Source organism: Bilophila sp., from assembly GCF_057864385.1.
In genome coordinates this window covers 61,719-77,247 of record NZ_DBMAFI010000002.1, presented here as the reverse complement: position 1 = coordinate 77,247, position 15,529 = coordinate 61,719, and the positions used below count along the sequence as shown (strand labels likewise).

Here is a 15,529-nt window from a genome sequence, read left to right as displayed (position 1 = left end):
TATCGCTCCTTGATGCTTTCCAAATTCTGGAGGCTGGCGGCAACACATCCCGAAACCGACGGCAAAGCACGCTGCCCCTTTCCGGCAGGGGCCTCCCCTTGCCGGATATTTGCGCTCATGCCCATTCGGCTGTAGAAAACCAAAGAAATACACCAGAGAGAGGAAACCATGCGCCAATGTACGAACGCCAATGCCGCCAGCATGCACGCACGTCTGAAAAAAATCATCGGTCAAGTACAGGCTGTGGATCGCATGATTGATGAGGACATTCCCTGTGAGGACGTACTCGCACAAATCAACGCCTGCAAGTCGGCCCTGCACCGCGTGGGCCAGATGGTGCTGGAAGGACACATCCAGCACTGCGTGCGCGACGGCATCCAGCACGGGGACGCCGATGCCACCATCAAAAAGTTCACCAAGGCCGTTGAGCGCTTCGCCAACATGAAATAACAGGACGGCGGACAGCGCCATGACGCCTGCTCCAGTAAGTCATTTCAGTAGGCTACGGTTCCCCTATGCTCCTCCGAAGGAAATCCGGGATGCCGCCAACAACTGAAACCAGTTCCATAAACAGGAATATTAAAAAGTCCATCGGAATGTAAATCTATTCCGATGGACTTTCATCTTATGCGTAGAAAAGAGTGCTGGGTTGTGAGACTTTTTTGATGTGCGGCACTGTTTCAGGCAGGGATTTTTCCAATCACCCATACGTTTTTGTGTTTAATGCTTTACAGCACCAGAAAATACATTGATTATAATGACTCCCGCAACAATAAAACCAAGGCCAATATACGCTGGCAAATCAAGATGCTGCTTGAAATATACAACACCTATAATTGATATGAGCACAATGCCCAATGCACACCAAATGGCATAGGCAATCCCTACAGGCATGGATTTTAATACATGAGAAAGAGTATAAAACGATACCAAATAGCCGGCAATCGCCCCCAGAGTGGGCAGAAGCCGAGTAAATTGCTTTGAAGCATTGAGGCTGGATGTGGCAAGCGTTTCAGCTATAATGGCCACGAGAAGAAGGGCATAGGTTTTTACGAAGCTGTTCATTTGTCTTTCCCGCAAAGAAAACGGATTTCTGAGATAAATTCAAAGGCAAGGAAAAAACATCAACCATTTTCTATAACACAGCCAATTCAAAAAGTAAAAAGGGATAACGGCTTTTAAGAAATACATGGCTTCAGCCTGATTGTCAAAAATCAGGATAACCTGTTTGAATGACAAAATAACCGTAAATTTCAGACTTGTGTAGTGAAAAAGAAAGGCTCTGTCATGGCATGTGGTTGTTTCATCTCCACGGCACGGTGGACATACAGCTTTTTCTCCAGCTTTCCCCTTGGCGGAATTTCTGGCTAAGGCATTTTTTCGGTTATTCCTTTGGAACTTCAAGGAAAAATCTTCAGCCGTTTTCTATGATACAGCCAAAAGCAAAATATATCTTTAGGCCGTGTCGTCATTTTGCATATAACTATTTTAAATTATTAAAAACAATCTTTTGCAATTTGAAAAATAGTTACATAGTTTCAATAGATTATATCTAATTGGCGACACGACCTAGATATAAAAAACATAAAGAGAGCTTTGACTATACAAATTCTCTGGGCCCTCATAAAGCCATCATCTGAGCGAAAAATTAAACGGAATCAACACCACAGTATTGACGGGACGCCCCTGTATTTTCCCCGGAATGAACCGCATGCCGCGGGCGGCGGAGAGCGCGGCCTCCTCAAAGTGGCCGGTGGGCTCCGCGCTCCTGATCTTGCAGGACTGGGGCTTTCCCTCCGTATCGACGACAAGCTGGACGACGACCCTTCCTGAAAGGCCAAGCCGCCTTGCTTTCCGCGGGTATTCGACCCGTGCGTTTTTGACCACGGACGGACGTTGATCGACGTCATCCGTTTCGTAGGCCATGAGCCCACCTATGCGGCTGGGACGGGGCGTTCCCGATGCGTGTCCTGAAGCCGGGGCCTCCGAGACGGCCTGCGGCAGGGCGGCTGGCCTCGGTGCGGCGGGGGGAGGCGGGGGCGTTTTGGCCTTCCGGGGCGCAGCCGTTTCCTTTTTCTTGCGCGGGCTGATCTTGGGCGTTTTGGGCGGTTCCTTTTTGGGCTCCGGCTTTACCTCCGGTTCGGGGGTGGGCGGCACGGGTTCCGGCTCGGAGGCTGGGGGCGGCACCGGCTCGGCGGCGGGAGCAGGCGGGGCGGCAGGGGCGGGAGCGGGAACAGCCAGTTCCGCCAACGCGACATGGTAGACCTGTTCTTCCGGCACCGTGTCCCCTTGAGCCGAAAAGCAGTACAGCCCTCCGAAAAGCGCGGCGTGAAAACCTACCGAAAACAAGAAGGTGGAGGTACGGACGGCATGCCGCATGATCACTCGCCCTTCCCCGCCGCCAGTGGGAGAGGCGCCCCTCCGGGCTCCGGCTGCCCTTCGGCGGAGAGCGTCACCAACCCCACGTCCTTGATGCCCGCCTTGCGTATCTTGCCCATGACGCTCATCACGATGCCGTAAGGGACGTTCTGATCCGCGCGGACGAACAGTTGCCGCTGCGGGAGGCGCACGTTGGTTTCAAGGACCGAAGGCAAGTCCGGCAGGGTCGTTTCGTACTCGTCCAAGAACACGGCCCCGTTATCCTTGATGGTCAGCATGACGTGATCATTTTCCGTGGGCAGCGTCTCCGAGGCTTCGACCTTGGGCAGTTCGACGTCCAGACCCTCGGTCATCATGGGGGCCGTCACCATGAAAATGATCAGCAGGACGAGCATCACGTCCACGAACGGCGTGACGTTGATTTCGGAAACAAAATCGTCGGATGTCGAGACGCCCGCCATGCTACTTCCCTCCGGCGAACGGCAGGCCGTCCGGGTGGCTGCCCGCCTCGTGCTGCATCCTGTTGAGAAGCTGCCCCGCGAACGTGATGCACTGGCTTTCAATGGCCGTCAGCTTCGCGCGGAAGACGTTGTAGCCGCATGTTGCAGGAATGGCCACGAACAGGCCCACGGCCGTGGCGATGAGCGCCTCGGCTATGCCGGGGGCCACCGTCGCCAGCGAGACGCTTTTCATCCTGGCGATGGCCTGGAACGAATACATGATCCCCCACACCGTACCGAACAAGCCGATGAACGGGGCCGTGTTGGCGGCGGTCGCAAGCAGGGCGAGGGACGACTTCAGGCTGCCCATCTCCTCGGCTATGCCGAAATGCAGGGCGCGGCGCACATTGTCGTTGAGGAGCTTCTCGGCGTCTCCCGTCCTGTTAATGCGGTTGAACTCCCGCACGCCTCTCCGGGTAATCCCGAACAGGGGGGAACGGGCGTTCCGCTCCAGCGCGGGGAGGGCCGACATAAGATCGTCGGCGTCAATCGTCTCTAGGCCGTGCGCGACATCCTTCTGCGCCGTCCGCAGGCAAACCCATTTGCCCAACATATAGGCCCAACTGACCACAGACATGAGCAGCAGCAGGGCGAGAACAGCCTTAGAAACAATGGATGCCTGCAAAATGGCGTGGATTATCGTGTCCACAACAAGACTCCCTTTCTGGAAATGCCGTTTGGGGCCGGGGCGATTCCGAACGACTGCGGAATCCGGCGGAAACAATGGAGAGAAAAAGGCAGCACGCCTTCCGGCACGCCGCCTTTTCTCTGGAATCACATGGGAAATCAGAACCGGTAGGTTACGCCGCCGCCGAAGCCGATGCCCTCGGTCGCGACCCAATAGGCCCCGCCGAAGCTCCCGACGTAATCGTACCGCTTGTCAAACATATTGTTGACGTATCCATAGATGTCGAAGTCGCCGATTTCATAGCCGATACGGGCGTTCACCAGCGTATGGGACGGGATGTGCCCGCTGTTGTCCGTGTTCAGATAGGCCTTGGTCGCGCCGGTCACGTCCCAGCGGGTATAGAAACCGGACTCGTGGCGATAGGAAAGGCCCGCGCTGTACGTCCATTCGGGGACGTACGGAACGTGGTTGTTGTTGAGATCGCCGTAGAATTCATCGACGATGTTGTCGAAGCGCAGATGGGTGTAGCCGGCGGAAGCGAAAAGTTCCAGATTCGGCAGGAGGGCGTACGTGGCTTCGACTTCGGCGCCAAGAGCCCACGGGTTGCCGGCGTTCTGGATGAAGCCGCTCATTCCGGCAGTGTACATTTCAACCTGCATCCCGTTGTACTTGTTCGCGAACAAGGCTGCATTCAGGCGAAGGCGATCTTGCAGGAAAAGGTTCTTGGAGCCGATTTCAAAGGCATAGACGTGTTCTTCGTCATACTTCTCGTGCCCCGCCGTGGCGTAGGCCGCGTCAAAGCCGCCGGCTTTGTAGCCTTCGGAGAAGCTGGCGTAGACCATGTTCTTGTCAGTGAGCGCGTATTCAAGGGCCACCTTGGGGGAGAAGTTCGTCCACGAATCGCTGCCGCGGTAGCTCGTGGCGCCGCCCATGTTTACCAGATCGGAATGGGTGGTCGTGTTGTAGTAGTCGAAGCGCCCGCCGAGCGTCAACGCCCAGCGTTCCGCGAAGGGCAGCTTCACTTGGCCGAACAGGGCGTAGGAATTGGTGATGTCACGCGCATCAACCTTCGGGAATCCCGCCATATAATAGTCGTACCGGATGCGGCGATCCGTATTGGCATAGGCCAGACCCATTACCGCATTCATGCCGTCCTTGTCATAGGCGAGCCGGAATTCCTGCCCGAAATCGTAGAACCCGCTCTTGTTGTGGTCTTCCATCCCGTAGGAGTCGCCTATGAGATTCGGCGTGAAGTCGTAGTCGATGTCAAAGTCGATGTCGTATTCGCTGCGCGTCGTGACGGAGGTAAACGTCCAGTTGGGGGAAATGTCGTATTTGACGCTCAGGGCCTGCTCGTTGTGGGCCGACTTGTTGAAGCCGGGATCGTTGGAATTGACGTGCCGTTTCTGCGTCGTGCCGCCGGCAGCCTCAAACATGCCCTGCGTCATGCCGGGCATCATCGCCTCGTACTGCGAGAACGAATTGGGCGAGTACATGCCGAACGTGCCCTCATCGTACTTCGTCATGCCCACCTGAAAATTGATGTCCAGATCGTCCGTGGGCGTCAGGCGGAAACCCAACCGCCCGGTGTAGTTCTTCTTGTCGTCGATGTACTGCCCGTTATAGTCGTTCATGACCTCGCCGCGCTGCGAGAAGAACTGGAAGGAACCGTTCGCGAACAGAACGTCCTTCACAACCGGGCCGGACAGGGCCACCGTCGTCTTGACGTGCTGTTTGTTGCCGTACTCAAACCCAATCTCGCCGTGCGGATCATTGGAGGGCTTCTTGGTCGTGATCTTGATGACGCCGCCGCTGGCGTTGCGGCCGTACAGCGTCCCCTGCGGCCCGCGCAGCACTTCGATGGACTCGATGTTGTAGAGCTGCGCGTCGTACCCGGAGGTGTTCGTCAGCGGGACGTCATCAATATAGGTGATGACGGACGGAACATAGCTGTGGGCGATGGACGCCGACCCCCGAAGCGTGGGGAACTGCATGATGGAAAGGCCGCCGGTGGGGATCGTCAGGTTCGGGATGCGCGAGGAAAGATCGCCGAGCGTGCTCACCCCCGACTCGCGCACTTCGTCCTCGTTCATGACGGAAACGCTGGAAGGAACCTTTTGCAGATCCTCCCTGACCTTGTTCGCCGTAACGGTAACCTCAGGCAGCACGAGCTCATCGTCAGCCTGCGCCCCGCCTGCCCAGCACCCCGCCGCCATGCACAGGCCGCACAGGGCGGTTGCAACCACTTTCCTCTTCTTTCTTGCCATGATGTCAACTCCTCAAACGAAAATATACAAGCACAGTAGGGTAGGATTCCACGCAATACAGTACCTGAACGGGCCAAAAACAGACCCTATCGGGCCATTCCTTTCCAGAGAGCCCGGCCCCGGTATGGACGCATCAAAAGAACACCTCACAGGGCCGCGGTTTTCAGCCGTCGCGCCGGAGGCGTTTCACGCCGCGCGGCGGCCCTCCCGGTGGAAGAAGTGGGGCGGGATCACGGCCGGGCGTTTCATGCCGCGCGGCGGCCTTCCCCTAGCGGCACTCCTTGGGAGGAACGCCGAAATAGCGCGAGAAGGCCCGGCTGAAATGGCTGGGATTCGCATAGCCGACCCGGTAGGCCACTTCGGCCACGTTGTACTTGCTTTCCTCAAGCAGTTTGCGGGCCTCGCTCATCCGGTGCCGTTGGAACGACGAAAAGATCGAAGCCCCATACATGGATCGGAACGTCCTCTTGAGGCTGCTCTCGCTCATGCCGACGGACTTGGCGAGCTGGCTGATGGAGAAAGGCTGCTCAAGGTTGTCGCGCATCATCTGCCACGCGCGGGCGACCTTGCTGTGAAGGGCGCACGCCTCGCAGCAGCATTCGTTCTGGACGAAATACAGGGACAGGTATTCGAGGGTCAGCTCCATCCCCTTCAGCTCCAGATACGTCTGGCGCATGGGCCCCTTGAACGGGCAGCTCAGGATCTGTCCCGAAAGCAATTGGGCCGTCACGCTGGCCGGGGCCGCATACAGGAAGGGTTCGGGCTTTTTCCTCAGCAGGCACTTGGCCTTGCGGTTGAGCGTGATCTTCTCGTTGTCGAGCAGGCCGAGCACATTCATGTGCGAAACGGTCAGGCCGAGAAAGCATGTGGGGCAATGGCGGCACCCTCTGACGCAATACCCCATCTCTCCTCCGAAAACGCAGGTCGTATGCTGCGGAAACCGTTCGGAACGCGACTCCGTATCGGCGGACAGCTCCCCTTCGATCACATAGCCGAACCCGACATGCTCATTGAGCTTTTCGGGCTCGTACAACGTCAGCGGTTCGAGGCTCGGTTTTACGATTGCGATGTTGATGCCAAAACGATTGTTCCCATCCAGAATCGTCGTAACAGTGGACATAGTTCGCCTAATTTGAAAAAGAATTTTATTATCAATATTGATGAATTCGTTACCTCGAATATCCGTTTTCTCCGGCCGGCCCGGCATCCCTCCCCAGATGCCGGGCCGCAGTCGCCCGGTTATGCCTTTTGGCGCCTACGCCGTCAGCTTCCACGACTTGACGGAGGATTCCCTTTCCCAAAGCTGCCTGTACAGGCCGCCCTTCGCCAGCAGCGCGTCGTGCGTCCCCCGCTCGACGGGCTTGCCCGCATCCATGACAAGGATCTGATCGGCATGGCGGATATGGTTCAGCGTATGCGCCACCATGATGACCGTCTTGCGGCGGGTCAGCACGGAAAGCCCCTGCTGGATGGCCCATGCGTTTTCAGGGTCGACGCTCGAAAACGCCTCGTCGAGCAGGACGACCGAGGCATCCTTCAAAATGGCCCGCGCGATGGACACGCGCTGCCGTTCCCCCCCGGACAGCGTGCACCCGCCCTCGCCCACAAGGGTGTCGTACCCTTCCGGCAAGGCCATGATGAAGTCATGGCATCCGGCGGCCTTCGCCGCTTCGGTGATCGCTTCGGGCGACGCGTCCGGCCTCCCCATGCGGATGTTTTCCCTGATGGTGCCCGCGAACAGGTACACGTCCTGAAACACCACGGAAAACGCGGCCATCAAATCCTTCTGCGGGATGTCCCGGACGTCGATCCCGCCCAGCGACACCGCGCCGCCCTGCACGTCCCAGAACCGGGCCAGCAGCATGAGAAGCGTGGTCTTGCCGCTCCCTGAGTGGCCCACCACCGCCGTCAGCGTGCCGGGGCGGAACTCGGCGGTCACGCCATCGACGGCGGGAGCCTGCCCGTCTTTGTAGGCGAAGGTGGCCAGCTCCATGCCGGGGCCGCCTTCTCCGGGCTTGGAGCGGCCCTCGTCCGCCATCACCGGCAGGGAATGCAGGCTTTCGATATGGTCGAGGCTCAGCGAGATGATGTTCAAGATGCCGAACTCGCCGAGAAGGGCCTCCACCGGCTGGTAATAGGTGCCGCTGATGATGGCGAAGAACAGGAAGACCGGCAGCGAGATCAGCCCGTTCAGGTAGAAGATCAGGCCGCACAGGAAGATCAGCCCCATCCCGATTCGGATAAAGAGCTGATACAGCACCATCGGCCGCATGGCCTTGAGTTCGTACGCTGCGGCAGCATCCCGGTACCGTTCCAGATGGCCCGATATCTCCTTGAAGACATGCTCGCCCATCCGGTAGGAGCGGATCGTCTCCATGCCCGAAACGTATTCCAAAACCGCACCGATGAGGCCCTGCTCCATTTCCTGCCGCTTTTCCCCGGCGGTTTTGAAGGCCCGCTTCGTCGAGTTGTACACGAACCACGCCGGGACAAACCCGACCATCGCGATGATCGCCAGCCGGAAATCCATGAAGAGCATGATGATGGAAAGGCAGGCCACGGACGTCATGCCCGCGATGAAGTTCGCGGCGGTGGCCATGCAGCGCATCTCCACGAAGCTCATGTCGTTCGTGAAAATCGAGGTCAGGCCCCCCAGCCGTTCCGCCTGAAAAGCGCCCAGCGGCAGCTTGACCAGCCGCCCGCTCTCCCTGATCCGCACGTCCCGCATGATTTCGTACCCGGCGGCGGCCTGAAGCCTGGTCACCTGATATTCAAGGGCGTAGCGCAGCACGAGGAGCCCCGCCATGCACAGGCTGCATTGCAGCAGCGTGCCCATGCCGAAGGTTCCGTCCACAAGGCTGACGATCGCCGCCATGACGAACAGGTACATGCCGCCCGTGCAGCAGTTCTGAAGGATATTCAGCACCACCGCGGTGAGCAGCGTCTTCCGCCTGTCCCCCGCCAGCACGAAGATACGGCGAATCATCTCAATCATGTTCCGCGCCTCCTGCAAGCCAATTTTCGGAACGCTCAAAGGCTTCCCACATCTTCCGATAGACGGGAGACGCGGCGAGCAGCCCGGCATGGCTGCCGGAAGCCGCCAGTTCGCCGTCCCGGATCACCAGAATCGCATCCGCGTCCGCAATGCTCCGCAGCCGATGGGCGATCACCACCACGGTCTTGCCCCGCGCCAGTGCGGAAAGCGCCTTTTGCAGCTCGTCCTCATTGTCGGGATCGCAATACGCCGTGGCCTCGTCCAAAATGAGCACGGGGGCGTTCTTCAGCAGCGCCCGCGCAATGGCGATGCGCTGGCGTTCGCCGCCCGAAAGGGAGCACCCGCAACCGAGCATGGTTTCATAGCCCTGCGGGAGCGACATGATGAAGTCGTGGCAGCGCGCGGCCTTCGCCGCCTCCGTCACTTCCTCGAAGGTGGCGTCCGGCTTGCCCAGACGGATGTTGTCGAGCACGCTCTGCTCAAAGACCGTATTGTTCTGGGTCACAAAGGCGATGGTCGAGGCGAGCTGTTCCGCCGTCATGGAACGGATGTCCACGCCGCCGATGCGGATGCTGCCGCCCTGCACGTCCCAGAACCGGGCGATCAGCTTGGCTATGGTGCTCTTGCCGCCGCCTGAAGGCCCGACCAGCGCGGTCACCTTGCCCGCCTCGGCGGTGAAGGAAAGCCCTTCAAAGACCTTCTTGTCGCCGTAACCGAACGAAACGCCGTCGAAAACGACGTCAAACCGATCGGGCACGGCGGGGGCGCCTTCCTGCGGCAGTTCGTCCATGTCGAGCAATGAGGCGATGCGCCCGGCGATCTGCATGCAGATGTTCATCTCGTCGCCGTAACGCCCGATCTTGGTCAGCGGGGCGGCGTAGCACAGGGACGCGAACACGTAAAACAGCATCGAAGGCGCATCAATGCTCCCGGCGGCGTACAAGTAGCCCACCGCCGGAAAGACGAAGACGACCCCGGAACCCATGATCACGGAGTTGACCGTCATCGAATGGCGGCATTCCGCGAACCATTGGGTCATGAAGCCGCAATAGCTTTCGGCGGACTCCTCGAAGCGCGACCACGACTTCCCTTCGGCAGCGAAGATGCGGATTTCCTTCATCCCGTGGACGTACTCCACAAGGCTGCTGTTCAGCTTCTGCGTGGCGGCCTCCATGATGGGAAAGTTCTTCATGGCCAGCTTGCCCATGATGCCGAGGCACATCATATAGATGACGATGGGCAGCAGCATGACGAGGCCCACGCGCCAGTCCATGCATAGGACGATTATGATCATGCTGAGCGGGACGATGAGGTTGCCGATGATTTCCGGGTAATGGTGCCCGTAAAACATTTCGAGCTTTTCCACATCGTCGAAAATCCGGCTTTTCAGCTTGCCCGCCGAGTTTTCGTCAAGGAACCCCTGCGGGACGCGGGAGAGCTTCCGCAGCAGGTCGCTGCGGATCGCGTGGAGCGTCTCGAAGGCCGTCAAATGCGAGAGCCGCGTCGACAGGAAATGGAACACCACCTGAAGGAAAATCCCCATGACGGCCAGCCCGGCCCCGGCATAAGCCCGGGAAACATTCCGGGGAGCGGAAAGCAGCGCGTCCAAAATCACATACAGCCCCAGCATCGGCAGCAGGCTGCACAGGGCCGAAAGGACGGCAAGCCCCCCGGCGACCAGCAGCCGCCTGCGGTTCGCCTTGTTGGGGAGCCCGCACAGTGTCCGCATTCCATTACTCATGGGAACCTCCAAGCCGCGCGGCCATCGGGGCCACGGCGTTATAACGGGCCCTCGCGGCGAGAAGATAGACGGCGGCCGATGCCGACGCCGAAAAAAGCCGCTTCTCCTCAAGGCTCCGCTCTACGTAGTCCTGCAGGTCGCGGACAGTCCGCAGGGCATCGACGCTCCTGTCGTCGAGCATGATGTCGAACGCCTCTTCCACTTCCATCGCCAGTTCGGGCATATCGAGCGCATCCGCCTCCAGATCGGAATGAAAATCGGTGTCCGGCCGAATGGATTCAACCGGAACCTTGAATTGGGCCGCGACGATTTCGTTCAACCGCCTTGCAATAGACATGCTTCCGCCTCCTTTGCCGATCCGTGCGGACGCCGCGCCCGCACGGATGCGGCGTCCTCACTGCTTCTCTTCGCCGAACACCTTCAGGCGAACGATCAGGTTGGGGGTGATGAAATAGTCGCACAGGACCGCGACGATGACGCCTATGGCCACCAGAACGCCCATATGCACGAAGATGACCATCTTGGAGAAGATGTAAGCCACAAAGCTGAGGCTCAGGATGCACGAGGTCAGCAGCATGGCCTTCCCGGTGCTCAGGAAGGTGCGCCGCACGCTCTCGCGGTAGTTGCCCGTGCGGATGAACTCAAGCTGGCAATGGTTGATGAAATGGATGGTGTCGTCCACCGCCAGCCCGAGCAGCATGGGAATGACCGTCACCGTCATCATGTCGAGCGGGATGTTGAAGAACCCCATGATGGCGCATACGAAGAACGCCGGGAGCAGGTTGGGGATCATGGCGATCAGCCCGATCCGCAGGCTGGCGAAAGCCAGGGCCATGATCAGGGAGATGGTGAGCATCGACGTAAAGACCGACTGCACCTGCCCCCAGCTGACGTAGTCCTGAATCTGCGTGAACTGGCACAGCGTGCCGGTCAGGATAACCTTGGCGTCGGGGAACAGCTCGGCCCCCCACTCCTTGATGGCGTTGAGCTCCCGCACGGCCTCGCCCGAATTGTAGTCGTCGATTTCGATCATGATGCGCAGCCGCTTGTACTCGTAGTCTACCCAGCGTTCGGCTTCCGTGCCTCCGGCGTTCTCATACAGCAGCAAAATCTGCGCTATCTGCTCCCGGCTGTCGGGGATGGCGTAGTACGCGGGCTCATTGGCGTTGAGCACCAGATTGAGATCCTTGACCACGTCGAGGACGCTGTGCACCTTCTTGGTCAGCGGGAACTCCTTGATGCGTTCGGTCAGCGTCTCAAGCTTCTTGAGGTTTTCCGGCAGACGGGCCTCATCCTCGTTCGGGAACTCTATCCCGACGCCGAAAGAGTACAGCGAGCCGAGGGGCGTTTCGCTGATGCGGCAGATGCGGTCGACGTAGGGCACCTCCGTGCCGAAGGAACGGCGCAGGTCGAAGGCCACCTCGACCCTAAACAGGCCGATGACGGACGCGATGACCGCCAGCGCGGCGACGGCGAAGATGCTCTTCGGATAGTCCAGCACCCGGTTGCCCATGCGCTTCATGAGCGCGTCCAGCCAGCCGTCCTTCCTCTCCCGCTCCACGGCGGGCTTGTCCTTGCCGTAGGAAAGAAGAACCGGCAGCAGCACGATGGTCAGCACATACAGCAGCATGGTCAGGATGGCTGACGTGGCCCCCACCCAGCGGATGGGCCGGAGGTTCACGAAGCAGAACGACAGCAGCGAAACCGCCGTGGTAAACGCGCTGAAGAAGATGGGCCAGCCCGTTTCGCCGGTCGCATGTTCCAGCGACCAGCGCCGCAGCCCCGTCCGCTGGAACTCCCATCTGAAAAAGTTGATGAAGTACAGCGAGTAGCATATCGCCATGGACAGGCTGAGGAAGATGGGCATCAACATGACCATCGGGTCGGTGCTGATGCCGAGCAGCCCCTGCATGCCGAGGACGATGGTCAGCCCAGCCCCTCCCAGAAACAGCGGGAAAACGACGCCGCGCACGCTGCGCAGGACGATGGTGAGCACAACCGCGACGAAGAGCAGCGACAGCCCGATCAGGCGCGGCATCTCCTTGGCCATGAAGTTGCGCTTCTCCAGATTGATGACCGGCCAGCCGGTCGTCTGGGGATGCATGTAGGCGTATTTTTCCTGTCCGGCGATTTCATTCACCTTCCGGCCGATGACCATTTCGATGAACTCGCCGTGCTCGTCCACCGTCCCGTCGGGGATGTTTTTCAGGCGCAGCATGATCCACGCGTAGCGCCCGTCTTCCGAGACGAGGCGATCCTTCAGGGAAGGCTTGGCCATGATGGCGCTGCGGATTTTTTCCAGCGCCTCCGGCGATTCGGGGATCACGGAGGGAACGATGTCGGAAACGTCGAGCCCCTCTTCCGTGCCCTGCGTGAATTCCATGTCGGTGACGGAAACCACGTCGTCGGCATAGGGCACGCCGTCAAGCAGCTCCTTGCCCATTTCCCGGATGCCTTTCAGCACCTTGGGGGTAAAGACATTGTCCGTCTCCACCAATACGGCGCAGAAGTTGTCGTTCCCGAAAATGGACGCCATATAGTCCTTGGCGACCAGCAGGGCGTCACCCTCGTCAAAGTAGTGGGAGTCGTCCGTGTCTGTCTTCAACTGCTTCAGGCCGTACACGGAGAACGCCAGAACCAGAACCATGAGCACGAGAAACAGGTTTCTGCGTTTCAGGATGGCCTTGCTCAGGCCCACAAAACGCTCGTTGATTGCCTCAATGTTCAGCATAGAATCCTCGCTGCGGTCGCATCGCCACGCGGAGCGGCCTCTTTAGAAACTGTAGCGTATCTTTCCCCACACTTGGGAATTGCGCTTGTAGACGCCGTATGAGCCGTCGTCCCCCTGAAACTTGTCCCAGCCCACGGTCAGTTCCAGCCCTTCCCCCAGCTCATAGGAAAACTGGAGGCGGTTGAAGTATTCCCCATCGTTCATCGAGTAGTAGATCATGTCGGAAACGGTCAGCAGCTCGTTGAAGAATGTCTTGGACACGTTCAGCGTCGCCTGCGGGGTGTGTTCCTCGCAGGTGAGGTTCCGCCTGTAGTCCACGACCCAGTCGTCGAGCACCTGCGCCGTGATCGTCCAGTTCCCGCCGGGTGACCAGTCCACCCCAAGCAGGGACTTGAGGACGTCGTGCTTCGCGGGCTGCCCGTCGTCCACGGAAAGGCGGCGCCCCTGAAAGTACGCCGCCTCGCCCCGGAACACGAAGTCCGACCACGGCTTGGCGAAATCAAGGCCGTAAATCATGATCCGGTGGTACTCAGGCTCCAAAACCATCTCCATGCCCGTATCCCCCGCCCGCATCGAATAATAATTGGCGGCGTTGTCGTCCCACGTGTAAAAGGCGGAAAGGGATACGTCGAACCCCGCCATGTAGGAAGACACCTTAGCGGCGAACTCGCTGTCCTTCAGCGAATAGGAAGACGGCTCCTTGGCCCCCCTCCAGCGCACGGGCATGGGAAATGCGGCGGTGTAGTCCACGGCCCACGGATTGTCCCCCGATGCCAGCTTGGCGGGCTTGAATTCGGGGATCCAGATCAGCTCCGTGATCAGCGTATCGCTCATGATGCGCAGCTTCGCCGCCGTAACCGGGATGCGCATTTCATCAATTTCCCGGTTCAGGTACTCGGTGAAGTCCGTGGGGCAGATGTTGTCGGTGATGCGCACGCCGTCGGCCTTGCCCCAGATGATGAGCTGCCTGCCCAGCCGGAGATCCCAGCCGTCGCCCACATGCTCAAGCCATGCCTCGCGCACGGAGAAACCGTCCTCTGACGGGATCGTCCAGTTCTTTTCGGCGTCCATGGAAAGGAAGCCGTACAGCCAGTTGAAATCCCCCTTCATTTCCAGACGCCCATGCGCCCGGGACGTCACCTCATCGTGCGGAGCATGGGTGCGCACGGACTGCAACAGTTCGATCCAGCCCGTCACGTCGATGCGTTCGCTCCAAAAGCCCACGACCTTATCCGCCGCCGTGGGCTCGGCCTCCCGCTCTTCGAGACGGCTCCACGCCTCCATTCCGGCGCCCTGCCCGCCCGCATGGGCGCGGCAGGGCAGGCAGAAGGCCGCCAGCAGCAGCCAGACGAAAAAGCGTTTGCCGGACATGGAACTAACGCGATCCTCGCTGCAGAACCGCCACTTGGAAGAGCGAATCCTCCAGCCCCTGATCATAGGTGAACGGGCCAAATTCCATGAGCGTCTTGTGCTCGTCGGCGATATTGTTCATCTGCGCGCTCTGCACCGACCAGAACCCCTGCTGCTCCTGCAGCTTCAGCACATCGTACACGCGGGTAAGCCCCTTCTTTTCATAGTATTCCAGATGCACCACAAGGAGGGTCTTCTTGTCGATCCACACGACCCTGCGAACCACCGGATCGTCCTTGTCCACGGGAATGGACTCGACCTTCCAGCAATCGTACTCCCCGTGCTTCTCCTCGCCCAGCAGGGTATGGGTATCCTTGCTGATGTTGCGTCGGCCCATGTCGATGTCGTCGTATGTGAAGTCGCTGCCCATGAAGAAATCGTTGTTCGCCGCCCCGCTGATCCGGCGCACCTTCTTCATGGAGGGCACGTACAGCCATTTGTCGTCGTCCTTGCCGGGCTCGTCGTAAGTCCATGAAAGGAAGCGCGTTCCCTCCACGTCCGCGGGGCTGCGGAACGTGATGAGGGATTTCCGATCCATCCCGTAATCCTTCGCAACCTGCTCGAGGACGCGGACGCGCTGGGAGCCGCGCCTGTTGACCAGGGTCATGGTCAGCGTCCCCTGCCGGTCGTTGCCGTCAGGCCGCTCGCGCATCATGCTGATGACCTGCGTTCCGGTCAGCTCTTCAGCCACGGCGGGAACGGCGGACAAGACGCCGCACATGGCCAGCAGGGCCAACAGGCCCCTCAAAATACGATCCATGTCTACTCCTTTGCGTTTGCTCTGTGACATGGGGCCCACTCTGGGGCCCTCCGACAGCGACAAAATGTACTCTTGTTGAATTTAAATTTCAATATCAAATATAGGCCAAAAAGAATTT

Annotated in this window: 13 protein-coding genes; 1 reads left to right on the top strand and 12 read right to left on the bottom strand. The window is 59.2% G+C overall.

Going from position 1 to position 15,529, the window contains the following annotated elements; all coding sequences use genetic code 11:
- The first annotated feature begins 168 nt into the window (after positions 1-168).
- Positions 169-450 carry a metal-sensing transcriptional repressor gene (locus tag ACZM8Y_RS00960; protein ID WP_178640387.1) on the top strand — a complete coding sequence of 94 codons (282 nt, stop codon included), beginning with the start codon at positions 169-171 and terminating at the stop codon, positions 448-450.
- A gap of 270 nt (positions 451-720) precedes the next feature.
- On the opposite strand, the gene ACZM8Y_RS00955 is transcribed toward ACZM8Y_RS00960, so the two are convergent.
- From ACZM8Y_RS00955 to ACZM8Y_RS00900, 12 genes are all read right to left on the bottom strand, one after another.
- On the bottom strand, positions 721-1,065 hold the full coding sequence (locus ACZM8Y_RS00955; protein ID WP_302551554.1) for a DMT family transporter: 345 nt from the start codon (positions 1,063-1,065) through the stop codon (positions 721-723).
- A gap of 567 nt (positions 1,066-1,632) precedes the next feature.
- A complete protein-coding gene (locus ACZM8Y_RS00950) occupies positions 1,633-2,379 on the bottom strand; it encodes an energy transducer TonB (protein ID WP_337431000.1) in 747 nt (248 codons plus the stop codon).
- Between the two features lie 2 nt (positions 2,380-2,381).
- Complete coding sequence (gene tolR / locus ACZM8Y_RS00945; protein WP_288714694.1) at positions 2,382-2,840, bottom strand: protein TolR; 459 nt, start codon at positions 2,838-2,840, stop codon at positions 2,382-2,384.
- A 1-nt stretch (position 2,841) separates the two neighbouring features.
- Entirely contained in the window at positions 2,842-3,528 is a 687-nt protein-coding gene (locus tag ACZM8Y_RS00940; protein ID WP_479858342.1) for a MotA/TolQ/ExbB proton channel family protein, read from the bottom strand.
- Positions 3,529-3,665: 137 nt separating this feature from the next.
- Complete coding sequence (locus ACZM8Y_RS00935; protein WP_308770487.1) at positions 3,666-5,774, bottom strand: TonB-dependent receptor; 2,109 nt, start codon at positions 5,772-5,774, stop codon at positions 3,666-3,668.
- Positions 5,775-6,042: 268 nt separating this feature from the next.
- Positions 6,043-6,894 carry a helix-turn-helix domain-containing protein gene (locus ACZM8Y_RS00930; protein ID WP_302551549.1) on the bottom strand — a complete coding sequence of 284 codons (852 nt, stop codon included), beginning with the start codon at positions 6,892-6,894 and terminating at the stop codon, positions 6,043-6,045.
- A gap of 135 nt (positions 6,895-7,029) precedes the next feature.
- Positions 7,030-8,769 (bottom strand): ABC transporter ATP-binding protein, encoded by a 1,740-nt coding sequence (locus ACZM8Y_RS00925; RefSeq protein ID WP_482330498.1) that lies wholly within the window; start codon positions 8,767-8,769, stop codon positions 7,030-7,032.
- The gene (locus tag ACZM8Y_RS00920; protein WP_482330497.1) at positions 8,762-10,510 is read right to left on the bottom strand and encodes an ABC transporter ATP-binding protein; all 1,749 of its coding nucleotides are present in this window, start codon (positions 10,508-10,510) and stop codon (positions 8,762-8,764) included. The genes ACZM8Y_RS00925 and ACZM8Y_RS00920 overlap by 8 nt, the downstream gene beginning before the upstream one ends.
- Positions 10,503-10,847 (bottom strand): acyl carrier protein, encoded by a 345-nt coding sequence (locus ACZM8Y_RS00915; RefSeq protein ID WP_302551546.1) that lies wholly within the window; start codon positions 10,845-10,847, stop codon positions 10,503-10,505. Before ACZM8Y_RS00915 ends, ACZM8Y_RS00920 begins: the two co-directional genes overlap by 8 nt.
- A gap of 57 nt (positions 10,848-10,904) precedes the next feature.
- Entirely contained in the window at positions 10,905-13,241 is a 2,337-nt protein-coding gene (locus ACZM8Y_RS00910) for an efflux RND transporter permease subunit (RefSeq protein ID WP_482330495.1), read from the bottom strand.
- 42 nt (positions 13,242-13,283) lie between these two features.
- Positions 13,284-14,612 carry a DUF1302 family protein gene (locus tag ACZM8Y_RS00905; RefSeq protein ID WP_302551544.1) on the bottom strand — a complete coding sequence of 443 codons (1,329 nt, stop codon included), beginning with the start codon at positions 14,610-14,612 and terminating at the stop codon, positions 13,284-13,286.
- Between the two features lie 4 nt (positions 14,613-14,616).
- Positions 14,617-15,411, bottom strand: a complete 795-nt coding sequence (locus ACZM8Y_RS00900; RefSeq protein WP_302551543.1) for an outer membrane lipoprotein-sorting protein — start codon at positions 15,409-15,411, stop codon at positions 14,617-14,619.
- Positions 15,412-15,529: the final 118 nt, after the last annotated feature.